The sequence below is a fragment of the Paenibacillus sp. J31R120 genome (assembly GCF_056269225.1).
In genome coordinates, this window is the sequence record NZ_JBWDNN010000001.1 from 127339 (window position 1) to 148557 (window position 21219).

General features: G+C 52.4%; 22 protein-coding genes and 1 tRNA gene. 16 read left to right on the forward strand and 7 right to left on the reverse strand.

The features are described 5' to 3' along the window. Nucleotides 1-98: 98 nt before the first annotated feature. Nucleotides 99-1067, forward strand: a complete 969-nt coding sequence (gene glpX, locus AC0YNW_RS00565) for a class II fructose-bisphosphatase (RefSeq protein ID WP_387472810.1) — start codon at nucleotides 99-101, stop codon at nucleotides 1065-1067. 83 nt (nucleotides 1068-1150) lie between these two features. Here glpX and AC0YNW_RS00570 read toward each other — a convergent pair whose 3' ends face one another. Then, nucleotides 1151-1693, reverse strand: a complete 543-nt coding sequence (locus AC0YNW_RS00570; RefSeq protein ID WP_387472808.1) for a phosphatidylglycerophosphatase A family protein — start codon at nucleotides 1691-1693, stop codon at nucleotides 1151-1153. A 129-nt stretch (nucleotides 1694-1822) separates the two neighbouring features. On the opposite strand from AC0YNW_RS00570, the gene AC0YNW_RS00575 reads away from it, so the two are divergent. The 4 genes from AC0YNW_RS00575 to rdgB all read left to right on the forward strand — a co-directional run bounded on the left by AC0YNW_RS00575 (nucleotide 1823) and on the right by rdgB (nucleotide 5040). Then, entirely contained in the window at nucleotides 1823-2890 is a 1068-nt protein-coding gene (locus AC0YNW_RS00575) for a GerMN domain-containing protein (protein ID WP_475830359.1), read from the forward strand. A gap of 190 nt (nucleotides 2891-3080) precedes the next feature. After that, nucleotides 3081-3494: a DUF6843 domain-containing protein gene (locus AC0YNW_RS00580; RefSeq protein WP_475830360.1), complete on the forward strand. Its 414-nt coding sequence runs from the start codon at nucleotides 3081-3083 to the stop codon at nucleotides 3492-3494. A gap of 144 nt (nucleotides 3495-3638) precedes the next feature. After that, on the forward strand, nucleotides 3639-4376 hold the full coding sequence (gene rph / locus AC0YNW_RS00585; protein WP_387472802.1) for a ribonuclease PH: 738 nt from the start codon (nucleotides 3639-3641) through the stop codon (nucleotides 4374-4376). 4 nt (nucleotides 4377-4380) lie between these two features. Then, a complete protein-coding gene (rdgB, locus tag AC0YNW_RS00590) occupies nucleotides 4381-5040 on the forward strand; it encodes an RdgB/HAM1 family non-canonical purine NTP pyrophosphatase (protein ID WP_475830361.1) in 660 nt (219 codons plus the stop codon). 156 nt (nucleotides 5041-5196) lie between these two features. Here rdgB and asnB read toward each other — a convergent pair whose 3' ends face one another. Beyond that, the gene (gene asnB, locus AC0YNW_RS00595; protein ID WP_475830362.1) at nucleotides 5197-7041 is read right to left on the reverse strand and encodes an asparagine synthase (glutamine-hydrolyzing); all 1845 of its coding nucleotides are present in this window, start codon (nucleotides 7039-7041) and stop codon (nucleotides 5197-5199) included. Nucleotides 7042-7190: 149 nt separating this feature from the next. Between asnB and AC0YNW_RS00600 the strand changes: the two genes are divergently transcribed. Genes AC0YNW_RS00600 through AC0YNW_RS00610 form a run of 3 tightly spaced genes read left to right on the forward strand, consistent with a single transcriptional unit; the run spans nucleotide 7191 to nucleotide 8530 of the window. Beyond that, on the forward strand, nucleotides 7191-7532 hold the full coding sequence (locus AC0YNW_RS00600; protein ID WP_475830363.1) for a hypothetical protein: 342 nt from the start codon (nucleotides 7191-7193) through the stop codon (nucleotides 7530-7532). 22 nt (nucleotides 7533-7554) lie between these two features. Then, nucleotides 7555-7890: a hypothetical protein gene (locus AC0YNW_RS00605; RefSeq protein WP_475830364.1), complete on the forward strand. Its 336-nt coding sequence runs from the start codon at nucleotides 7555-7557 to the stop codon at nucleotides 7888-7890. Between the two features lie 49 nt (nucleotides 7891-7939). Next, nucleotides 7940-8530 carry a P-loop nucleotide/nucleoside kinase family protein gene (locus AC0YNW_RS00610; RefSeq protein ID WP_475830365.1) on the forward strand — a complete coding sequence of 197 codons (591 nt, stop codon included), beginning with the start codon at nucleotides 7940-7942 and terminating at the stop codon, nucleotides 8528-8530. 711 nt (nucleotides 8531-9241) lie between these two features. On the opposite strand, the gene AC0YNW_RS00615 is transcribed toward AC0YNW_RS00610, so the two are convergent. Next, a tRNA-Arg gene (locus AC0YNW_RS00615) sits at nucleotides 9242-9318 on the reverse strand. Between the two features lie 229 nt (nucleotides 9319-9547). Between AC0YNW_RS00615 and AC0YNW_RS00620 the strand changes: the two genes are divergently transcribed. The 5 genes from AC0YNW_RS00620 to ispG all read left to right on the forward strand — a co-directional run bounded on the left by AC0YNW_RS00620 (nucleotide 9548) and on the right by ispG (nucleotide 15229). After that, a complete protein-coding gene (locus AC0YNW_RS00620) occupies nucleotides 9548-10423 on the forward strand; it encodes a hypothetical protein (protein WP_387472788.1) in 876 nt (291 codons plus the stop codon). Nucleotides 10424-10517: 94 nt separating this feature from the next. Further along, nucleotides 10518-11807, forward strand: a complete 1290-nt coding sequence (tig, locus tag AC0YNW_RS00625; RefSeq protein ID WP_475830366.1) for a trigger factor — start codon at nucleotides 10518-10520, stop codon at nucleotides 11805-11807. A gap of 240 nt (nucleotides 11808-12047) precedes the next feature. Continuing rightward, nucleotides 12048-12638: an ATP-dependent Clp endopeptidase proteolytic subunit ClpP gene (gene clpP, locus AC0YNW_RS00630; RefSeq protein WP_387472784.1), complete on the forward strand. Its 591-nt coding sequence runs from the start codon at nucleotides 12048-12050 to the stop codon at nucleotides 12636-12638. 31 nt (nucleotides 12639-12669) lie between these two features. Beyond that, on the forward strand, nucleotides 12670-13926 hold the full coding sequence (gene clpX, locus AC0YNW_RS00635) for an ATP-dependent protease ATP-binding subunit ClpX (protein ID WP_119798596.1): 1257 nt from the start codon (nucleotides 12670-12672) through the stop codon (nucleotides 13924-13926). A 193-nt stretch (nucleotides 13927-14119) separates the two neighbouring features. Beyond that, a complete protein-coding gene (gene ispG, locus AC0YNW_RS00640) occupies nucleotides 14120-15229 on the forward strand; it encodes a flavodoxin-dependent (E)-4-hydroxy-3-methylbut-2-enyl-diphosphate synthase (protein WP_387472781.1) in 1110 nt (369 codons plus the stop codon). A 71-nt stretch (nucleotides 15230-15300) separates the two neighbouring features. Here ispG and AC0YNW_RS00645 read toward each other — a convergent pair whose 3' ends face one another. From AC0YNW_RS00645 to AC0YNW_RS00660, 4 genes are read right to left on the reverse strand one after another with little or no spacing between them, the layout of a single operon-like run. After that, the gene (locus AC0YNW_RS00645; RefSeq protein ID WP_387472778.1) at nucleotides 15301-15507 is read right to left on the reverse strand and encodes a hypothetical protein; all 207 of its coding nucleotides are present in this window, start codon (nucleotides 15505-15507) and stop codon (nucleotides 15301-15303) included. A gap of 15 nt (nucleotides 15508-15522) precedes the next feature. Next, a complete protein-coding gene (locus tag AC0YNW_RS00650; protein ID WP_475830367.1) occupies nucleotides 15523-15660 on the reverse strand; it encodes a hypothetical protein in 138 nt (45 codons plus the stop codon). Beyond that, nucleotides 15632-15766: a hypothetical protein gene (locus AC0YNW_RS00655; RefSeq protein ID WP_475830368.1), complete on the reverse strand. Its 135-nt coding sequence runs from the start codon at nucleotides 15764-15766 to the stop codon at nucleotides 15632-15634. The genes AC0YNW_RS00650 and AC0YNW_RS00655 overlap by 29 nt, the downstream gene beginning before the upstream one ends. Then, nucleotides 15763-16098: a hypothetical protein gene (locus tag AC0YNW_RS00660; RefSeq protein WP_475830369.1), complete on the reverse strand. Its 336-nt coding sequence runs from the start codon at nucleotides 16096-16098 to the stop codon at nucleotides 15763-15765. The genes AC0YNW_RS00655 and AC0YNW_RS00660 overlap by 4 nt, the downstream gene beginning before the upstream one ends. Before the next feature lie 264 nt (nucleotides 16099-16362). Between AC0YNW_RS00660 and lonB the strand changes: the two genes are divergently transcribed. The 3 genes from lonB to yihA are packed head-to-tail and all read left to right on the forward strand — an operon-like array spanning nucleotide 16363 to nucleotide 21057. Beyond that, nucleotides 16363-18066, forward strand: coding sequence for an ATP-dependent protease LonB (gene lonB / locus AC0YNW_RS00665; protein ID WP_387472770.1), 1704 nt, complete (start codon nucleotides 16363-16365; stop codon nucleotides 18064-18066). 37 nt (nucleotides 18067-18103) lie between these two features. Beyond that, nucleotides 18104-20473, forward strand: a complete 2370-nt coding sequence (gene lon, locus AC0YNW_RS00670) for an endopeptidase La (protein ID WP_475830370.1) — start codon at nucleotides 18104-18106, stop codon at nucleotides 20471-20473. Continuing rightward, nucleotides 20470-21057 (forward strand): ribosome biogenesis GTP-binding protein YihA/YsxC, encoded by a 588-nt coding sequence (gene yihA / locus AC0YNW_RS00675; RefSeq protein ID WP_387472766.1) that lies wholly within the window; start codon nucleotides 20470-20472, stop codon nucleotides 21055-21057. The genes lon and yihA overlap by 4 nt, the downstream gene beginning before the upstream one ends. The last annotated feature ends 162 nt before the right edge of the window (nucleotides 21058-21219 follow it).

The window sequence follows — 21219 nt, forward strand, 5'->3', positions numbered from 1 at the left end:
CATTAATGAATTATATGTTACACATTATATATATTTAATACATCATATATAAAGATTCAAGAGGATTAGTTCGAATGAAATCAAGGGGGAGAATGCGCATGGAGAGAGAATTGGCACTGGAGATTGTACGTGTAACCGAGCTGGCGGCACTGGCTTCCGCACCATGGATGGGAAGGGGCGATAAGAACAGCGCTGATGGGGCTGCGACAACAGCAATGCGAACGATGTTCGACTCTGTATCGATTCGGGGAACGGTCGTCATCGGAGAGGGCGAGATGGATGAAGCTCCGATGCTCTATATTGGCGAAGAAGTAGGAAGCTTGCAGGGACCCGAGGTTGATGTTGCGGTCGATCCGCTGGAGGGCACCGAGATTGTAGCCAAGGGGCTGAATAATGCGCTGTCGGTCATCGCCGTAGCGGGCAAAGGCCAATTGCTTCATGCGCCGGATATGTACATGGAGAAACTGGCGTACGGGCCTGCGCTTGTTGGCAAGCTGAGCATTACCGACCCCATGGAGACGACCTTGTACAAAGCGGCCGACGCGCTGAATAAAAAGGTATCCGATCTGACCGTCATGATTCTGGATCGGGTGCGTCATGAGTCAATCGTCAAGGTGCTGCGTAAGGTAGGCGTCCGCATCAAATTCCTGTCGGACGGCGACGTGGCAGGGGCAATGGCTCCCGCATTCCCGGAGGCGGGCATAGACCTCTATGTGGGCTCGGGAGGGGCGCCGGAGGGGGTGCTGGCGGCTGCGGCCTTGAAGTGCATGGGAGGCGAGCTGCAAGGCCGTCTCATGCCGGCAGACGCTTCGGAATACGAGCGCTGCGTCCAGATGGGCATTGAGGACCCTTACCGTGTGCTGACGATGGAGGATATGGTCGGTACGGAGGATGTAATATTCGCGGCGACGGGGGTTACGCCAGGAGAGTTTTTGGGTGGGGTGCGCTACTTTCCTGACGAGCGTGCGGAGACGCATTCCATTGTGATGCGGGCGAAGACGAAGACGGTCCGATTCATCCGCTCCATTCATTATTTGCCCAATAAGCCGCTGCTGCAGCCATCCTGAAAGCGGACCTAAGAATAGGCATAGAAAAAGAGGCCGTTCCGGCAAGGTTAAGCAACCTTCGGAACGGCCTCTGTTGTTGCGCTCTAGTCAAGCGGCGGCGTGGTGACGCCTTCGCGCTCGGCTTGCTTGCGGTGGGCGATGCGGCTGGCTGCGGAAGCGGCGATCGCGCCAACGATATCGTCGAGGAAGGTATGTATTTCGCCGTCGGTTTTGCTGTTCAGGCGAACAAGAATGCCCGGCTTTACTTTATCGACATAGCCGAAGTTCGTAAATCCGATGCTTCCGTATACGTTCACGATCGACAGAGCCAGGATTTCATCGCAGCCGTACAAGCTCTCATCATGCTTGATCATGTCTTGCAGCGGAGGCAGCAGCTTGCCTTCTTCTGCCAGAATATCGAGCTGAATGCCGGTCAATACGGCGTTCTGCACTTCACGCTTGGACAATACGGCGTCAACATGCTCCAGGCAATCTTCGGCAGTAAGGCCGGGAAAATAATCCTTCTGCAGGAAGAGCACAAGCTCTGCGATGTCCCCCTTGGTCACTCCGCGTTTGGCGAGCCATTCATCCGTTGCGGCAGCTACTTTCGAGCTGTTCAGGCTGTAGATATTCGCGTTCTCTTTCAATATGGTTCCCCCTCATGATTTTATGGACAAAACTGGTCTAAAACAGGGAAGGGCTCGTATACATATTACTACAAATGAGGAGTTGTACAAAGCCGACAGGCTAAAATCAATTGGGGAGGAATTATCTACATGATTCAGAAAAAATGGATTCGCCGCACCGCATACGTTGCCCTTCTGGCGCTGCCCGTTCTGACCGCAGGATGCGGATTGTTCTCACAGCAAACAAGCAAGTCAATTGATCCGCCGCAGCAGCAGGTGGAGGAAACCGACGGCATCGAGGGCGAAAATAAACCTACCGGACAGGCTCCGGCAGATGGCGTAACGGCCTCCACACTGACCGTTTATTTGCAGGATGGCAATGGCTATTTGGCTCCGGTAACGGTGCCGTCGGCTTTGACCGCCAAGGAATCAGCGCCGCAGAAGGCACTGGAAATTATGGTCGACAGCGGTGCATACGCTTCGCTTCTGCCTGAAGACTTCCGTGCGCTTCTCCCTCAAGGCACACAGGTGCTGTCGTATGAATATGATCAAGAGCGCAAAATCGCGAAAATCAATTTGTCCGAGTCCTTCACAAATTATCCGGAGCAGGACGAGCGCGCGATTGTAGAAGCGATCACGTGGACATTAACGGCTATGAGCGGCATTGAAGGCGTAGAGCTCCAAGTGGAAGGCGAGCCGCTCGAGGCGATGCCGGTAGCGGGCTTCCCGATTCAAGGCGAGCTGACGCGCACGATCGGCATCAATATCGAGCAGGCTGACGGCGTAAGCATCGCCAGCTCCTATCCGGTCACGCTCTACTTCTCCGCCGAGACGCTGCATGAAGAGGAATATTATGTTCCGGTCACAAGACTCATTGAACGTTCCGATTCGACGGCACACGCTGCGCTAGAGCAATTAATCGCAGGGCCGCTAGATAAGAAAAAGCTGACAAGCGTTATTTTGCCAGATGTGGAAGTGACGAACATCGAAGAGAAGGATGGTGTCCTTGTCGTGGACCTGCAAGACGAGTCTTATGTTACAGGACTGCCTGTCCCATCCGAGATGCTGCAAGCCGTTGTGCTGTCGCTGACGGAGAGCACAGAGGCGAGTCAGGTTCAAATCCGGATTAACGGTGAGACCAACCTGGTGGACGACAGCAACAACTCCTATAGTCAGCCTGTTGGCAGACCGCATCATGTTAATGCGCTGAAATCTTAAAGAGAGTTGCAAGACCTTAAAAAGACTGACCCAGCGGGAGCTGTTGCTGCCGAGGGTCAGTTTTTTTATGAGCAAAGCAATCATGGATATCCACCATATTGCAACTTTGCCCCTCTAATTGCCGTTCTGTTCTCTAAGCGGGTAATGAACTAGATTATAGGCATAAATGAAAAGATAAGGAGGATTTGTTATGAAAAAGCTGGCACTGTTCGCGTTTGCGATCCTCTTGGCAGGCTGCGGCTCGAATGATAGAGGAACGTATGACCTTTTTTTGATACCGGAGCATTATGAGGGCATTATCCGAGTGACCTACAATGTGCCGAATGCACCACTTCTCGCAAAAGAAGGGAAATACGACGTTATTCCTGTGGGCGACCAAGGCAGGTACGATACGTCCAATCCCACTTATGAAGCCGGCACCGTCATTAATCGTTATTACTATGTGAATCGGGAAGGCATTCGCACGGAGATTGATCCGTTTTGCATTAATGTTAGAGGAACGGGCGGCACCGAAAAAGACGGGGTAAGTACTCATTTTACTGAAATAGAAGTTACGAACACGGCGTGCGGCGAGCGCTTCATGTTAAAAGGGTCTGCTCCTTGATCCATCTCCTTGCTCAATACGACATGACCTTGGAAGATCGGTGGTATCATGGCCACTTATTTGCGCCTTTAGATGCATTCCATCCACGACTTTGTTAAAATAGAAAGGGTTAAAAATGGATGAATGATTCAGGAGGCTTATCAAATGAGAAATGACAGCCGGGAGCCGAACCAGCTTCGGCCGGTATCGATTACGACGAATGTAAACAAGCACGCGGAAGGATCAGTCTTGATCGAGGTAGGCGATACGAAGGTCATCTGTACAGCCAGCATCGAGGAGCGTGTGCCGCCTTTTATGAAGGGGCAGGGCAAGGGCTGGATAACGGCAGAGTATTCGATGCTGCCGCGAGCTACCCATTCGCGCAACCAACGCGAGTCCGCCAGAGGCAAGCTCACAGGGCGCACGATGGAAATTCAGCGCCTCATTGGCAGAGCGCTAAGATCTGTCGTTGATCTAAGCGCGCTGGGCGAGCGCACCATTACGCTGGATTGCGATGTCATCCAAGCGGACGGCGGTACGCGTACGACGTCCATTACGGGCGCATTCGTGGCATTGGCTCTTGCGGTGCATCATATTTCGAAGACGGCTTCCTTCAATAAATATCCAATTCGCGACTTCCTGGCTTCCGTCAGTGTAGGCGTTATTCAGGAGAGAGCCCTGCTGGACCTGAACTACGAGGAGGATTCCAAGGCGAAGGTCGACATGAACGTCGTGATGACTGGACAAGGCAAATTCGTCGAGGTGCAAGGCACGGGCGAGGATGCGCCATTCTCCCGCGAGGAGCTAAACGAGCTGCTGGCGCTTGGTGAAGCGGGAATCGCAGAGCTGATCGAGAAGCAGCGCGAGGTTCTGGGCGAGGTTGGCGCTCGTATTGGAGGTTAAGCGGATGGCGAACAACTGGCTAGAAGGTCATGATACGGTCGTCGTCGCTACCAAAAACGCTGGCAAAGTGAAGGAATTCGCCCATGCGCTCCAGAAGCTGGGGAAAGCGGTCGTCAGCCTGCACGACTATCCTTCCATTCCCGACATCGTAGAGGATGGAGATACATTCGCTGCCAATGCCAGGCTGAAGGCGAAGGCAACCGGAGACGCGCTTGGCGTGCCGGCGCTTGCGGACGACTCCGGCTTATGTGTGGATGCGCTGGAGGGAAGACCAGGCGTCTATTCCGCACGATATGCGGGAGAAGGAGCGGCTGATTCCGCTAATAACGCGAAGCTGCTGCAGGAGCTAGGCCAGATTGGCGCCAAGCTGCCGGGGCACACGCTGAGCGATGGCTCCAAGGCGCTCAGCCGTGCTCAATTCGTATGTGCGCTTGCGCTGTACGATCCTGCCACGGGCGAGTTCATCGAAGCGGAAGGCACCGTGGATGGGATCATTACGGACCGTCCGCATGGCGACGGTGGATTCGGCTACGACCCGTTGTTCTGGCTGCCGCAGCTCGACAGAGGGATGGCGGAGCTGTCCAAAGAGGAGAAGGGCGCGATCAGCCACCGAGGCGAGGCGCTGAAGGTTCTGATGACGAAGCTCGGTATTTCGAACGGCTAAGCCTATGAGTAGAGCAAGAACCCGGAAGACATTCCTGCTGGAATGCGCTGCCGGGTTTCTTTTGTTTCGTTCTTAGGGGAAAGAAGGAAATTGAGGGTAACAGAAAGGGCTGCCGCAAGTCGCGATGACTTGATGTCAGCCCTTCTTTGCTATATGCTAACCGATCGAAACTTTATAGTGCTTCAGCCACAGATTGACTTGATAGAGATATGCGAACAGCTGCGGTCCGGACATCAGTTGCCCGAACCACGGGAGGTTCGAGCTGGCTGTATCGGATTCCGCAAGCTCCCTAATCTTTTTCACATTGATTAAGGGAAGCAGGGGGGAGGTAGGATCATCTAATACATCCAGCAGCAAGCCTTTGACGGCCGTAAGATAATTCGGGTTATGCGTCTTCGGGTAGGGGCTTTTCTTTCTCCACAGGACGTCGTCGGGAAGAATGCCTTGCAGCGATTGGCGCAGGATTCCTTTTTCCCGGTCGCCCGCTGCCTTGATCTCCCACGGAATGTTCCACACGTACTCCACCAGGCGATGATCGCAGAAGGGGACGCGGACTTCGAGCCCGGCAGCCATGCTCATCCGGTCCTTCCGATCCAGCAGTGTGGGCATAAATCGCGTGATGTTTAAATAAGACATGCGCCGCATCCGTCTGCGTGTCTCGTCCTCACCCACCAACTGAGGCACCTCCGCTACCGCTTCAGCGTAACGGTCGCCGATGTATTCCTGCGGTCTGATCCAGGCTGCAATGTCGGGCGAGAGCAGGTCTGCGCGCATCGTTGTGGCGAGCGACCACGGGAAGGTCTCAGCCTGAAGCGCTTCCTCCCGGTGGAACCACGGATAACCGCCGAATATTTCGTCTGCGGCTTCACCCGAGATGGCGACAGTCGCCCCCTTCTTAATTTCATGGCAGAAGAGCAGCAAGGAAGCATCCACATCGGCCATACCCGGCAAGTCGCGGGCGAGCGTCGCATTGTGCAGCGCTGTAACCAGCTCCGGTGTATCGAACTGGATCGGGTGATGGACCGTGCCCAGATGCGAGGTCATTCGTTCAATCCAGGGCGCATCGCTATTGGGCTGGAAGGCATGCGCCTGGAAGTGCTTGTCGTTGTCTTGGTAATCGACGGAATACGTATGGACGTTGCCTTGCCCGTTCTTGGCATAATAGTTGACCGCCAGCGCCGTCAGCGCGCTTGAATCCAGACCGCCTGACAGCAGTGTGCATACGGGGACATCGGAAATAAGCTGGCGGATGACCGTATCCTCCAGCAGCTCTCTGACATGCTCCGCTGTTTGCTGTACGTCATGCTCATGCGGCGTGCTTCTTAGCTGCCAATATGTGATCGTCTTCACTCCCGCCCGGTTTACGACCATGCACTGCCCGGGCTTTACTTCGCTCAAGTCTTTATACACGCCGTGGCCCGGCGTTCGCGCAGGACCGATGACAAAGATTTCGGCCAGTCCTTCCGCTCCAACCTCCGCCTTGAAGGCTGAGTGCTCCAGAATGCATTTTGGCTCTGATCCAAAAATAAACAAGCTATCCCGTTGGCTGAAAAACAACGGTTTGACGCCTAGCCGGTCTCTGGCGAGGAACAGCTCTTGGGCGGTCATGTCCCAAATGGCAAAGGCGAATATGCCGTTGAATCGCTCCACGCAAGCTCTTCCCCACTCCATAAAGGCGACAAGCAGCACTTCCGTGTCGCAGGTTGTCGTGAAGGAGCGTCCGCGGCTCGCAAGCTCCCTCTTGAGCTCTGGAGCGTTATATAGCTCTCCGTTATAGACGACCACGTACTGATCGTCTCCCGTATACCGAATCATGGGCTGGGCGCCATTCTCCGGGTCCATAACGGAGAGGCGGCGATGTCCAAGCGCGCAATGGGTCGTAATCCAGGTGCCCGCCGCATCGGGGCCGCGCGGGGCAAGCGTATCCGTCATGCGCTCCAGATTGTCGCTTTCTCTAGTCAAGTCGCTGTTCCAATCAATCCAGCCGGTTATTCCGCACATCCTTCTCATTCCTCTCTATGCTGGACTCCAGTTGCGATAATAACAGTTATATGCTGAAAAAAGGGATAAAATGTCTGTCCAACGGGGGAAGCTAAGCTAGATAGCATGACGTTGAAAGGCAATTTGAAAATGGAAGGAATGGGTATAAAATGGTGGATGAGCATCGTCATGAAGAAAGATTTGAAGGCAATAAAACCTTTTATGTGTCCGTACAAGCCGGACAAATATTAGAGGACCAAGGGGCGGCGGCTTACGAGCTGGAGATTCATGCGAACGAAGATCAGGTCAATCTGCTCAGAGAGCTGTTTGAGGAGCTGTCATCCATGGATGAAGCGCAGACGTTCCACTTCGCAGGCAGTCCCTACTCGCCCAATAACGACGAGTCACTGAATGGCGCATATGACGACATTATTAGCCGCATTTATAAGCTGCTGCATGAATGCGGCACTAGCGATACGAAGCATCATATTGAATCGATGGAACTATTTTAACGAGTGAGAGGAGATAGAGACAGTGAACGTTAGAAGTGCTCGGGTAAGAGGAATCGTTCGCCGCGGAGAAGAACCATGCGCTGAGGTTGAGGTGGAGACGGATTCCGAATCCGCACCGGTCGTGCTGGCTTATTTTGCGAATGAGGGCGGGAAAGCCGTTCTGCGGTCGGTGCTTCGCAATGATGCGGACCGAGAGACGGACTGGTTCGACAACAATTTGCATCAAGCCTTTAAAGACATGACGTCGTCCGCGCTCTATTCGGATGATGAGACAGGGCGCAATTCGTTTCAGGAGGGCGTGCTGGCGGACGAGCATATCAGGCGTGATGTGGAAGCGGCGCTTGCAGATACTCTTTGATCGGCATCCATGATATAATTTGTCCTAAAATGTTTTGGGGGCGTACAGGATGCAAAAACTGGTGTTTTTTGTAGGAGTAGCAGGAACAGGAAAAACGACGGTGGCGCTTAAGCTGAGCGAGTTTATTCCGGCAGCGTTTCTCGACCGGGATACGATTGGCGGGCGATTTGTGGAAGCGATCCTGGAGATGAAGGGGCTGGACCCGAAGGACCGCGATTCTGATTTCTATAAGAAAAACCTGCGTGATCTGGAATACGACACGGCTAAGGATGTTTGTATCGAGAACTTAGCTGCGGGCCAAAACGTCTTTATGATCTCCCCGTTTACAGCAGAGCTGAAAAACCGTGAGTGGATCGAAGACGTACTTGCAGCAGCGAAGCTGACGAAAGAGCAGGTAGATGTGAAGGTCATTGTCGTTACGCTGCAGGATATGGAATTGCAGCATAGCCGGATCGTCGCTAGAGGAACGGAGCGCGATACGTGGAAGCTGGAGAATTGGGGCGATTTCCAGAAGCGGGTTGATTTTGTGCCTGCGATCAACTGGGACATCCCTGAGAGCAGCATCCTGATCTTCGACAACAGCGGCGAGCTGACAGAGGCGAAGGTAGAGCAACTGCGCAAGTTTGCGCTTGGCGAGTAGCACGAAGAGAAGGTAGAGCAACTGCACGGATGGTGAGTAGATGTAGTGTGTATGTCTGTCTCTCCGGCAAACTAGCCTTAATCGTGCGCAGGTCTTTGTAACTAGCTTGTAATTCGTCCAGGTGAACGATATGGGCGTGCCTGTGGTTATATAGGCGGTGCGGTGGAGCTTTGGTAGTATGCAGCTGTTTTGGAGGGGAGTTTCATCAATGGGCAGCTGACAGTGTGATGTGGATGAGGCCGGTTTTCGATTGAAATTTCTAGCAGCATTATATAGTGACCGGATTTATTCGAGCTTCCCCGCAAGATTCGCGCGGGGAGCTTTTTCGTTTCCGTTTCGGACGAACGAAAACTGGGTATGTAGGATACGAGTCATGCAAGCGGCAGAAGCCTACAGCATCCCAAGCCCGGCTGAAAGCAGTCTGCAAGCCGAGAAAATCGGCTTACAGCGCCCAAGCCCGGCTGGAAGCAGTCTGCAAGCTGAGAAAATCGGCTTACAGCGCCCAAGCCGAGCTGAAAGCAGTCTGCAAGCCGAGAAAATCGGCTTACAGCATGAGCAAACAATCACATGCTTACAAGTATATAAAAAAATGTGTACACAAATACACACAACACGCATGCATCCGTATAACAAAACGCATCGCCAAACAACAAAAAAGCCGCTCCCAAAGCCGGATATCGGCTTCAACGAGCAGCTGTATATGCGATGCTATGGCGTCCCAGGAGGGATTCGAACCCCCGACAACTCGCTTAGAAGGCGAGTGCTCTATCCGACTGAGCTACTGGGACGCGTGAGTAATAATATAGCATGCGACGTAGAGGTATTGCAAGCCATTTTTTAGATATTCTCAAAAAAACTTCGGCATTTTTTTCTTGCGACTCGGCGTGTTATAATCGTACCCAAGATTACAGGCTGATTCCTTAAGCAAGACGGGAGTTACTCGAAGGCGGTGTTATCATTACAACTCCTCAAGACCCTCATACAGAGGGTAAAGACAATGTTTATTTATTTCCCAGCATGCTGGATCAATATCAAATTCAGTTGACCCGAATGCTGGAGGCGGAGCAATATGGCGAAGCCAAAGAGCTGTTAACCTTTCTTCTGCAGTGCCAAGGTCAGGAGAAGCGGCATTACGAGGAATGGGACAGTCTGCTTGGCTGGCTGGAGATGGCATTCCCCGACGATACGCAAAGAGGCGCTGGCCTCGAGACGGACGATGCCGAGAATGAAGAAGCTACGCTCCGGGAGCAATTGCTGAAGCCGCCCGTTCAAGACGAAGCTTACATCCATCAAGTGATGTATATTATGCAGCATCATCCCATGATGGATCAGCAAATGCTCGCGCTGGAGAGAGCGGCATACATAGATGACAGTCAAGTAACCGAGACGATATTGGAATGGCTGCGAAGCGAGACGATTCATCCGCTCCTGCAATTCAAAGCTCTGCAATGCTTGCGCAAGCGCGGAGTATCGGGTACGCTGACGCTTGAGCGGCTGGACGAGCACGCAGAGCTGGAGATCGAAGCGACGCCGCTAACGTTGGATGAATTCCCGCAGCCTATCGGGCGCATTCTGGATCGAACGGCGACGATCGCCGAGACGGATGATCCGACGCTGCCTCATTTTGCCAGAGAGCTGTGGAAGGAAAGTCTGGAATATTTGTATGGCACATCCGCATACAGATGGATGCTGCACGACAATGATGAGACTGTCGATTGCTACGCGGCAGCGCTGCACTTGACACTTAACTTGACGGTCTACGGTTCGGCGAATGACGACGATATACGCGATACATATGGGATTACGGATAGCCTCAGATTCCGCTACGAGCAGGCGTGCAGAACGCTTCGCGGAGTGGCCATGCTGCTCCAAACTGGCGGCGATGAAGGCTAGCCTTGAAAAGCTTGTCCATCTTGTTTATAATGGAATGGTTTATGTAACGTGAAAACTTGTGATGCATGCGCATTTTTGGAGGGGAAGGCATAAAATGAAAGCAACTTGGGAAAAAATAGACAAGAACCTCGTCTCGATCGACGTCGAGGTAGACGCTGAGAAAGTAACGGTCGCACTCGACCAAGCCTTTAAGAAAGTGGTAGCAAAGGTTAACGTACCTGGCTTCCGCAAAGGCAAAGTGCCACGGGGCATTTTTGAATCCCGTTTCGGCGTAGAAAGCTTGTATCAGGACGCAATCGACATCCTGCTGCCTGAAGTGTACACAGCTGTTGTGAAAGAAAACAATCTTGAGCCGGTTGACCGTCCTGAGATTGACGTAACGCAATTCGCGAAGGGCCAATCCTTCAAATTCAACGCTAAAGTAACCGTTAAGCCTGAAGTTCAGCTTGGCGAGTACAAAGGTCTTGAAGTTGAAGCGGTTCAAGCGGAAGTGACGGAAGAAGAAATCGCGGCTGAGCTGGAGCGTCTGCAAGGACGTCATGCCGAGCTGACAGTTGTAGAGGAAGGTCCTGCTCAAAACGGCGACATCTCCGTTATCGACTTCGACGGCTATGTAGACGGCGAGCAATTCGAAGGCGGCTTCAGCGAGCGCTACTCCCTTGAGCTGGGTTCCGCATCCTTCATCCCAGGCTTCGAAGAGCAAGTAGTGGGCATGGAGCTTGGCGACTTCAAGGACGTTGAAGTAACGTTCCCAGAGAGCTACCACGCTGAGCACCTGGCAGGCAAGCAAGCGATCTTCAAAGTAAAGCTGCATGAGCTGAAACGCAAATCCTTGCCGGCACTTGACGATGAGTTCGCAAAAGACGTCAGCGAATTCGATACGCTTGAAGAGTTCAAGCAAGATCTTGTAAGCAAGTTGAAAGTGAATAAGGAAAAAGAAGCGGAGCAAGCTCGCGAAGTAGCTGTCGTGGACAAAGCGACTGCAGCGGCTGAAGTGGAAATTCCTGAATCGATGATCGACACTGAAACAGATTACATGGTGAAGGATTTCGAAAACCGCCTGCGTATGCAAGGCATGAACCTTGATCTGTACTACCAGTTCTCCGGTCAAAGCGAAGAAGTGCTTCGCGGCCAAATGCGTTCCGATGCTGAGAAGCGCGTTCGCAACAACCTGGTGCTGGAAGCAATCGCGAAAGCTGAAGGCTTCGAGGCGACTGATGCTGATCTGACGGAAGAGCTGGAGAAGCTGTCCACGCAATACAACCGTCCTGCTGAAGAGCTGCGCGACATCTTCGAGAAGAACGGCAACATCAGCAACCTGGAAGAAGATATCCTGCTTCGCAAAACGATTCAGTTCCTTCTTGAGAACAGCAAAACGGCTTAAGACATCCCCGGCTTTGGCTGGTATAGAAGAATAGGAAGTACCCCAAGATAAGGCGCGTGTATAATACGTGCCTTATTTTTACCCTACATATTGGTTTTTAGCTTTGCATATGCGGATAATCCGCGTACATATCGATTGACCGTCGCCGTATACTGTAGTATTCGGAAAAATGACATGAAAACAAGTACGTGATACAATGAGTGAGCAATATACACTCCAAAACGAAAAGAGGTTGGTCGCATGAATCTGGTACCGATCGTAGTTGAACAGACGAATCGCGGAGAACGATCCTATGATATCTACTCCCGGTTGCTGAAGGATCGCATTATTTTTCTTGGAAGCGCGATTGATGATGACGTCGCGAACTCTGTTATCGCCCAGCTGCTTTTCCTGGCGGCCGACGATCCGGAGAAGGACATTCATCTCTACATTAACTCTCCTGGCGGTTCTGTAACGTCGGGCATGGCGATATTCGATACGATGCAATACATCAAACCGGATGTATCCACGATCTGCATGGGCATGGCCGCAAGTATGGGCTCGCTCCTGCTTACGGCGGGCGCCAAAGGCAAGCGCTTTGCGCTGCCTAATGCCGAAGTAATGATTCACCAGCCGCTTGGCGGCGTGCGTGGTCAAGCGACAGATATTAAAATTCATGCTGACTGGATTCTGAAAACGAAGCAGAAGCTGAATGAAATCTATGTCGATCGTACCGGACAGCCGTACGAGAAGATTGACCGTGATACTGATCGCGACTATTTCATGAGCGCGGATGAAGCCTTGGCCTATGGTTTGATCGACAAGGTCATTACTTCGCCGGGCCTTGTATAATTGACGATGACCTATACGAAGGGGTGAGTGCATGTTTAAGTTCAATGACGAGAAAGGCCAATTGAAATGCTCGTTCTGCGGAAAATCCCAGGATCAGGTGCGCAAGCTGGTAGCCGGTCCTGGCGTATATATATGCGATGAATGCATCGAGCTGTGTACAGAGATCGTAGAAGAGGAGCTCGGCAATGAAGAAGAGCTCGATCTGAAGGACATTCCGAAGCCGAAGGACATTCGAGCTATTCTCGATTCCTATGTTATCGGTCAGGAATCCGCGAAGAAATCGCTGTCTGTAGCGGTATACAACCACTATAAGCGGATTAATTCCGGCAGCAAAATTGAAGATGTCGAGCTTCAGAAGAGCAATATCTTGCTTCTGGGACCTACGGGCTCCGGCAAGACCTTGCTGGCTCAGACGATGGCAAAAATTTTGAACGTGCCATTCGCAATCGCGGACGCCACTTCGCTTACAGAAGCGGGTTATGTCGGTGAGGACGTCGAGAACATCCTGTTGAAGCTTATTCAAGCCGCGGATTACGACGTTGAGAAAGCGGAGCGCGGCATTATCTATATCGACGAAATCGATAAAGTAGCCCGCAAGTCGGAGAATCCGTCCATTACGCGTGACGTATCCGGCGAAGGCGTGCAGCAAGCGCTTCTGAAAATCTTGGAGGGCACGGTTGCATCCGTACCGCCGCAAGGCGGCCGCAAGCACCCGCACCAAGAGTTCATCCAGATCGACACGACGAACATTCTGTTCATCTGCGGCGGCGCATTCGACGGCCTGGAGCAGCTGATCAAGCGTCGTATCGGCAAAAAAGTGATCGGGTTCAATTCCTCCGGCGAAATGCAAAAAGACCTGAAGCCGGGCGAATACTTGTCCATGGTATTGCCGGAAGATCTGCTTAAATTCGGTCTCATTCCGGAATTCGTAGGACGTCTTCCGGTCATCTCCACTCTGGAGCCGCTTGACGAGGATGCGCTTGTACGGATTCTGTCCGAGCCGAAGAATGCGCTTGTGAAGCAGTACCAGAAGCTGCTGGAGATGGACAATGTGAAGCTCGACTTCGAGCCGGCGGCACTCGACGCTATCGCGAAGGAAGCGATCAAGCGCAATACAGGCGCACGCGGACTCCGGGCGATTATCGAGGGCATTATGCTTGAGGTCATGTATGAAGTGCCATCGCGCGACGATGTCAGCACTTGTCTTATTACCGAGAAATCGGTACAGGACAAAATCATGCCTGAGCTCTCCGCCAAAAAAGGCAAGAAGAAGGAAGAAAGTGCTTAACTCTGATATAGGATGACGAGTCCACCCCATGGTCTTAGTGCGTTCGCACCCGGCCATGGGGTGGACTTTCGTGTTTTAATGTAAGATAATATAAATGATTCATGATTCCATACATCTTCCAATTCGGTAAGCATGTATGGGCATTTACATCCGAGGCTTATGGGTCTTATACGTTTGATGGGAGAGATCACTTATGTATTTGCGTCAGGACACAGTTGCGGTGAAGGTTGGAGATCTGACGATCGGCGGCAGCAATGAAGTTATTATTCAAAGCATGTGCACAACCAAGACGGCCGACGTGGAAGCAACCGTCGCGGAGATTTTGCGACTGGAGGAAGCGGGCTGCCAGATCGTACGCGTAACCGTGAACAACAAGGAAGCCGCGGATGCCATTAAAGAAATAAAGAAACGCATTCATATTCCGTTAGTTGCGGACATTCATTTCGATTACAGGCTCGCACTTGCCGCCATCGAAAATGGTATTGATAAAGTCAGAATCAATCCGGGCAACATCGGTCGCCGTGAGAAAGTGGAAGCCGTAGTTAAAGCCTGTAAGGAAAAAGGCATTCCGATCCGTATTGGCGTCAATGCGGGCTCGCTTGAGAATCATTTGCTGGAGAAGTATGGTTATCCGACACCAGAGGCAATGGTAGAGAGCGCCTTGTTCCATATCGGCATTCTGGAGGAGCTGGACTTCCACGATATTATCGTGTCGCTTAAAGCTTCCGATGTGCCGATGGCAATTGCGGCATACAGCATGGCGGCTGAGAAAATCAAATATCCGCTCCATCTGGGGATTACGGAAGCGGGTACGCTTCATACCGGCACAATCAAGAGCTCTGCGGGTATTGGCGCCCTGCTGGCGATGGGGATCGGCAATACGGTGCGTATCAGCTTAAGCGCAGACCCTGTTGAGGAAGTGAAGGTAGCCAGAGAGCTGCTGAAGACATTCGGCCTTATTACAAATGCGGCAACGCTTGTATCTTGTCCGACTTGCGGACGCCTCGACATCGACTTGTTCTCGATTGCCAACGAGGTGGAAGAGTATATATCCAAGATCAAAGTACCGATCAAAGTATCCGTGCTTGGCTGCGCGGTGAACGGCCCGGGCGAAGCACGCGAAGCGGATATCGGCATTGCCGGCGCTCGCGGCGAGGGCATGCTGTTCCGTTACGGAGAGATGATTCGGAAAGTGCCAGAGGCGGAGCTGCTTAACGAATTGAAAAAGGAAATTGATGAGATCGTGCGCGTATTTGAGGAAACAGGCGAAATCCCTGGCCGCAAGAACCATGCACACGCTTAATCGCTGAACAACGAAGAGGACTTTACCCTTTACAGGGCAGAGTCCTCTTTTTCACTTGGCTTCCGTTAGCATTAAGCCGGTGGCTGCTGGGAGGAAGGCTGCAGTAATTGCTTCAGCTTTTCGATGAGTAGTAGAAAGTCCTCTTTGGATAGCTCGGCTTGTCCGATGGCGGCTTCCAGCTTCTCCAAGGCTGCATATTGATCATTCAAGACGACCTTGATTTGATCAACAGCTATGATTGTGGCTGCTAGAAGCTTTTTGATATCATCGACGCGCATAGTTAGACACCGCCTTTACCCGGGACTTGATTTCTTGATTGCTTTGATGGCGTCCAGCAAAGCTTTTCGATGCTCCTTCTGCTGCTCCAGAACCGTTTCGACTACGGATTGGATGGATTCGAATTTAATCGTCGGCTTCCTTGTTGCTTGCATTCAACATCTGGATTAGCAGATAAAGAATAATCGGGAGAGCGAGGTTGTCTGCATACGTGATATTGAATGCTTGTCCTCCCAAGCTCGTCCATTGTGATGCTTTCATGATTTGTGCTTCTTTTTGTTTTTGTGCGATGTGATGATTTCGTCTAGCAGTCTTGCCAAACCGTTAGGCCAGTCCAGTCCCGCGACATAGAAGGCAAGCGCATCCTGGTCTCCGAATTTGGGCGAATCGTCTTTGCCTTTAGCGCCATCCGCTCCATTCTCGTCGTCGCCTCCGTGTCCCGGAGCGCCCTGCGCCACTTTACCCGTTACTGTCTCTTGGGTGTGAGATGCTTGTTCGTCTGTGCCTGCCGTGCCGTTGGCGCTGTCATTGCCCGACTTCCCGTCTTGGCCTGTCGCATGCGCCTCATTTCTTGTCTCACTCAGGTGGATCACCTCTTTTCCTGTTGATATTCATAAGATATGTCGGAAGGACAAGAAAGGTCAGGGTGAGTTGTCCGAAGGCGCGAGCCTTTTTGTTGTGGAGACAAGGAGGGGGACAATTGAAAATGCTATTTTCGTTGTCGGAAGGCGATTATTCCGCATGGCAAGAGGCAATACTGACTTAATACGGATAAAGTTGACGGACGAACATCAGTAATCTCGCAGTACGCCAATAACCGCCGTCTTATGTTTGCGCTTGAAAGGAGCGGGTGAGAAATGAATTTAAGTCTTGTATTAATGTTGGTTCAAGTGTTTTTTGCGGTTGTCATTGGTCTGTATTTCTGGAATTTGCTTCGGAATCAGAAGACGAACCGCTCAGCGGTGGATCGCGAGTCGAAGAAGGAAATGGATAAGCTCAGGAAGCTGAGATCGGTATCGCTGACCAAGCCGCTGGCTGAGAAAACAAGACCGCAGACGATGGGCGACATCATCGGTCAGCGCGATGGCCTCAGGGCGCTTAAGGCAGCGCTTTGCAGCGCCAATCCTCAGCATGTCATCATTTATGGACCCCCTGGCGTAGGCAAGACAGCGGCAGCCCGTGTCGTGCTGGAGGAGGCGAAGAAAAACCCTTCTTCACCGTTTTTGCCGGAAGCGAAATTTACGGAGATTGATGCAACAACAGCCCGCTTTGACGAGAGAGGCATTGCCGATCCGCTTATCGGTTCGGTGCATGATCCTATCTATCAAGGTGCGGGAGCGATGGGGGTTGCAGGGATTCCCCAGCCGAAGCCAGGTGCTGTAACGAAAGCACATGGGGGTATTCTATTCATCGATGAGATAGGCGAATTGCATCCCGTTCAGATGAATAAGCTGTTAAAAGTGCTGGAAGACCGGAAAGTGTTTTTGGAGAGCGCTTATTATAATTCGGAAGACGCGAATATTCCGCTCTATATCCATGATATCTTCCAGAATGGCTTGCCGGCAGACTTCCGCCTGGTCGGGGCGACAACACGTTCGCCGCAGGAGATTCCGCCTGCTATACGGTCACGCTGTATGGAAGTATTCTTCCGCCCGTTGCTTGCCGATGAGATAGCATTGGTAGCAGAGAACGCTGTGAAGAAAATCGGCTTTGGTCCGTGCCCGGAAGCGATTGATGTCGTTAAGCGCTATGCAACCAATGGCAGGGAAGCGGTCAATGTCATTCAATTGGCGGCAGGCGTAGCCTTATCGGAGAAGCGCGATCAAATATCGGCGTCCGATATCGAATGGGTGGTCAATAGCAGCCAGATTCCTCCGCGTCCGGACCGTAAGGTGCCAAGCGAGCCTCAAATCGGCTTCGTGAACGGTCTTGCCGTATATGGACCGAATATGGGAACGCTGCTGGAGATCGAGGTAAGCGCCATAGAAGCACTGAAAGGCAAAGGACAGTTTACGATTACAGGCGTTGTGGATGAAGAAGAGCTTGGCGGCGGCTCGCGCACGCTGCGCAGGAAAAGTATGGCGAAGGGTTCCGTCGAAAATGTGCTGACCGTGCTCAGACGCATCGGACTTCGTCCGCAGGATTACGATCTGCACATTAACTTCCCAGGCGGTACGCCGATCGATGGTCCATCGGCTGGCATTGCCATGGCAACGGCCATTGCGTCCGCTATTACAGGCGTGCCTATCGACAATAAGCTGGCGATGACGGGCGAGGTTGGCATCCATGGCAACGTGAAGCCTGTTGGCGGCGTACTGGCTAAAGTGGAAGCCGCATTCCAGGCCGGTGCCGTGCAGGTTGTCATTCCAAAAGAGAACTGGCAGGCGATTTTTGGTAATTTGGACGGCCTGAAGGTCATACCGGTTGACAAGGTAGAAGAAGTGTTCGACCTCGTATTTCCGCAGTCGGCACGGGCAGAAGAGCAGTCCGAGAAACCATTTGGAACAGATGCTTTTATCTCGACAAACGTTCCGTATTTGCAGGCGGATTCAGCTGAATGATAATATAAGGTAGATGTTAATGAATGGAGGTGCTGGTATGGGACCTGGCAAATCGAAAGGTCGTCGTCTGCCCTTGCTTCCGCTAAGAGGACTGCTCGTGTATCCCAGCATGGTGCTCCACCTGGATGTGGGCAGGGACAAATCGGTTCGCGCGCTGGAGAGAGCGATGGTAGAAGATCATATGATTCTGCTTTGCTCGCAGTCGGAAGTGAATATTGAAGATCCGACCGAAGAGGATATCTATAAAATCGGCACCATTGCGAAAGTGCGGCAAATGCTCAAGCTTCCGAACGGAACGATACGCGTCCTTGTGGAAGGCGTCGTGCGCGCGGAAGTGCAAAGCTACGTGCAGAATGACCAGTACTACGAAGTACTGGCGAAGGAGCTCCCCGAGCAGGAGACCGATGATCCTGAAGTGGATGCTTTGATGCGGACGGTGCTGAGCCAATTCGAGCATTATATCTCCTTATCCAAAAAGGTAACGCCGGAGACGTATGCCGCAGTATCGGATATCGATGATCCGGGCAGGCTGGCGGATGTCATTACCAGCCATCTGTCGCTTAAGATCAAGGATAAGCAGGATATTCTGGAGACGATCGACGTTGCGGCAAGGCTGGAGCGGCTGCTCGACCTGCTGAACAATGAGCGCGAGGTGCTTGAACTGGAGCGCCAGATCAACCAGCGTGTCAAGAAGCAGATGGAGAAGACGCAGAAGGAATATTATTTGCGCGAGCAGATGAAGGCGATCCAGAAGGAGCTTGGCGACAAGGAAGGTCGCGCCGGCGAAGCGGAAGAGCTTCGCGCGCAGCTGGCAGAAGCGGGCGTGCCGGAGTCTGTGATGGAGAAGGTTAATAAAGAGATTGACCGTCTGGAGAAGATGCCGCCATCCTCTGCCGAGGGAGGCGTCATCCGGAATTATATCGATTGGTTACTTGCTTTGCCGTGGAGTAAATTAACGGAAGACGATCTTAGTTTGTCGAAGGCAGAAGAAATTTTGAATGAAGACCATTATGGTCTTGAGAAACCGAAGGAGCGCGTGCTGGAGTATCTGGCGGTGCAGCAGCTGGTCAAGAAGCTGAAAGGCCCGATTCTGTGTCTGGTGGGTCCTCCCGGCGTCGGCAAAACTTCATTGGCCCGTTCCGTTGCCAAATCGCTTGGACGCAAGTTCGTTCGCATATCGCTGGGCGGCGTCAGAGACGAAGCGGAAATACGGGGTCATCGCCGTACATACGTAGGCGCGATGCCAGGCCGCATCATGCAAGGCATGAAGACCGCTGGCAGTCTTAACCCGGTATTCTTGCTGGATGAGATCGACAAGATGGCATCCGACTTCCGCGGCGATCCTTCTTCCGCTCTGCTGGAGGTGCTGGACCCGGAGCAGAACGGAACGTTCAGCGATCACTATATCGAGGTGCCGTTCGATCTCTCGAACGTCATGTTCGTTACGACGGCTAATGCGCTCCATAACATTCCGCGTCCGCTGCTGGACCGGATGGAGGTGCTCTACATTCCGGGGTATACCGAGCTTGAGAAGCACCAGATCGCTGTACGCTATTTGCTGCCTAAGCAGAAGCGGGAGCATGGTCTTGGCGAGGAGCAGCTTCAAGTTAAGGAAGAGGCGCTGCAGCTTCTTATACGGGAATATACGAGAGAGTCTGGCGTGCGTAATCTGGAGCAGCAGATTGCGGCGGTGTGCCGGAAGGCGGCCAAGTATTTTGTCGCTGATGAAAACAAGGATTCTGCCGAAGCGCTTACGGTGGATGAAGAGCGGATCAAGGAATGGATCGGTCCGCCGAAGTTCAGGTATGGCCTTGCCGAGAGCGAGAATCAGATTGGCGCAGTTACGGGGCTGGCATGGACAGAGGTGGGCGGCGATACGCTTGTCATCGAAGTGACGGTCATGCCCGGCAGTGGCAAGCTTACGCTGACAGGCAAGCTGGGAGATGTGATGAAGGAGTCGGCTCAAGCCGCCTTCAGCTTCACGCGTTCCCAAGCGGAGCAGCTCGGCATCGATCCCCAATTCCATGAGAAGAATGATATTCATATTCATATACCCGAAGGCGCAATTCCGAAAGACGGACCATCTGCGGGCATTACGATGGCGACAGCGCTGATCTCGGCGCTGACGAACCGGCATGTCGACAAGGAAGTGGCTATGACGGGCGAGATTACGCTGCGGGGAAGAGTGCTTCCGATCGGCGGGCTCAAAGAGAAGTCGCTCGCAGCACATCGTGCCGGTATTAAAAAAGTGCTGTTGCCCAAAGACAATGAGCGCGATCTGCGCGATATACCGGACAGCATTCGCAGCGAGCTGGACTTTGTGCCGGTAAGCCACATGGACGATGTGCTTAAGCATGCCTTGCTGCCGGCAGCAACTGAAGAGAGGGCAGGGACAATCATTTCATGAAAATACTAGACGCACAATTTATTATAAGCGCGGTCAGTCCGCATCAATATCCGGAGGATGCCTTGCCAGAGATCGCTCTGGCGGGGCGTTCCAACGTCGGGAAATCATCCCTGATTAATAAGCTTATCATGCGCAAAAACTTGGCTAGAACGAGCTCGCAGCCGGGCAAGACGCAGCAGCTCAACTACTACCGGGTGAATGACTCGGTCTATCTGGTGGACTTTCCGGGCTATGGATATGCGAAAGTATCCAAGACGCAGCGGGAGAAGTTCGGCGAGATGATCGAGACCTATCTGCAGAGTCGCGAGCCGCACAAGCTGCAGCTTCTCGTTATCGATATCCGTCACGAGCCGTCCAAGGACGACGTGCTGATGTATCACTGGCTCAAGCATTACGAGATTCCGACCTGCATTGTTGCGACCAAAGCCGACAAGATTCCGCGGTCGAAGTGGGACAAGCATATCAAGATGATCAAAACTACACTGGAAGCAGACCCGCGCGATTCCGTCGTGCTATTCTCTTCCGAGACAGGGCTTGGTCGCGAGCAGCTGTGGGATGTAATTAACGAAGCGATTGCCACATAAGGCAGAAAGCACGGGAAGTTCTCGTATAATTTAAAGAATACAGTGCAATTGTTGCGATTCCTTCTGGAATCCTCCGATTTTTATTGAAATATGCGCAAAAATGAAGGCTGGCCGGCAGGAATAAAAATGATGGATCACGTATAATAAACATAAGCAATGCTG

What these genes read in the sequence shown, in the direction of transcription:
- glpX (WP_387472810.1), top strand. Translation starts at nt 99, where the DNA reads ATGGAGAGAGAATTGGCACTGGAGATTGTACGTGTAACCGAGCTGGCG.
- AC0YNW_RS00575 (WP_475830359.1), top strand. Translation starts at nt 1,823, where the DNA reads ATGATTCAGAAAAAATGGATTCGCCGCACCGCATACGTTGCCCTTCTG.
- AC0YNW_RS00580 (WP_475830360.1), top strand. Translation starts at nt 3,081, where the DNA reads ATGAAAAAGCTGGCACTGTTCGCGTTTGCGATCCTCTTGGCAGGCTGC.
- rph (WP_387472802.1), top strand. Translation starts at nt 3,639, where the DNA reads ATGAGAAATGACAGCCGGGAGCCGAACCAGCTTCGGCCGGTATCGATT.
- rdgB (WP_475830361.1), top strand. Translation starts at nt 4,381, where the DNA reads ATGGCGAACAACTGGCTAGAAGGTCATGATACGGTCGTCGTCGCTACC.
- asnB (WP_475830362.1), bottom strand. Translation starts at nt 7,041, where the DNA reads ATGTGCGGAATAACCGGCTGGATTGATTGGAACAGCGACTTGACTAGA.
- AC0YNW_RS00600 (WP_475830363.1), top strand. Translation starts at nt 7,191, where the DNA reads ATGGTGGATGAGCATCGTCATGAAGAAAGATTTGAAGGCAATAAAACC.
- AC0YNW_RS00610 (WP_475830365.1), top strand. Translation starts at nt 7,940, where the DNA reads ATGCAAAAACTGGTGTTTTTTGTAGGAGTAGCAGGAACAGGAAAAACG.
- AC0YNW_RS00620 (WP_387472788.1), top strand. Translation starts at nt 9,548, where the DNA reads ATGCTGGATCAATATCAAATTCAGTTGACCCGAATGCTGGAGGCGGAG.
- tig (WP_475830366.1), top strand. Translation starts at nt 10,518, where the DNA reads ATGAAAGCAACTTGGGAAAAAATAGACAAGAACCTCGTCTCGATCGAC.
- clpP (WP_387472784.1), top strand. Translation starts at nt 12,048, where the DNA reads ATGAATCTGGTACCGATCGTAGTTGAACAGACGAATCGCGGAGAACGA.
- clpX (WP_119798596.1), top strand. Translation starts at nt 12,670, where the DNA reads ATGTTTAAGTTCAATGACGAGAAAGGCCAATTGAAATGCTCGTTCTGC.
- ispG (WP_387472781.1), top strand. Translation starts at nt 14,120, where the DNA reads ATGTATTTGCGTCAGGACACAGTTGCGGTGAAGGTTGGAGATCTGACG.
- AC0YNW_RS00645 (WP_387472778.1), bottom strand. Translation starts at nt 15,507, where the DNA reads ATGCGCGTCGATGATATCAAAAAGCTTCTAGCAGCCACAATCATAGCT.
- AC0YNW_RS00650 (WP_475830367.1), bottom strand. Translation starts at nt 15,660, where the DNA reads ATGCAAGCAACAAGGAAGCCGACGATTAAATTCGAATCCATCCAATCC.
- AC0YNW_RS00655 (WP_475830368.1), bottom strand. Translation starts at nt 15,766, where the DNA reads ATGAAAGCATCACAATGGACGAGCTTGGGAGGACAAGCATTCAATATC.
- lonB (WP_387472770.1), top strand. Translation starts at nt 16,363, where the DNA reads ATGAATTTAAGTCTTGTATTAATGTTGGTTCAAGTGTTTTTTGCGGTT.
- lon (WP_475830370.1), top strand. Translation starts at nt 18,104, where the DNA reads ATGGGACCTGGCAAATCGAAAGGTCGTCGTCTGCCCTTGCTTCCGCTA.
- yihA (WP_387472766.1), top strand. Translation starts at nt 20,470, where the DNA reads ATGAAAATACTAGACGCACAATTTATTATAAGCGCGGTCAGTCCGCAT.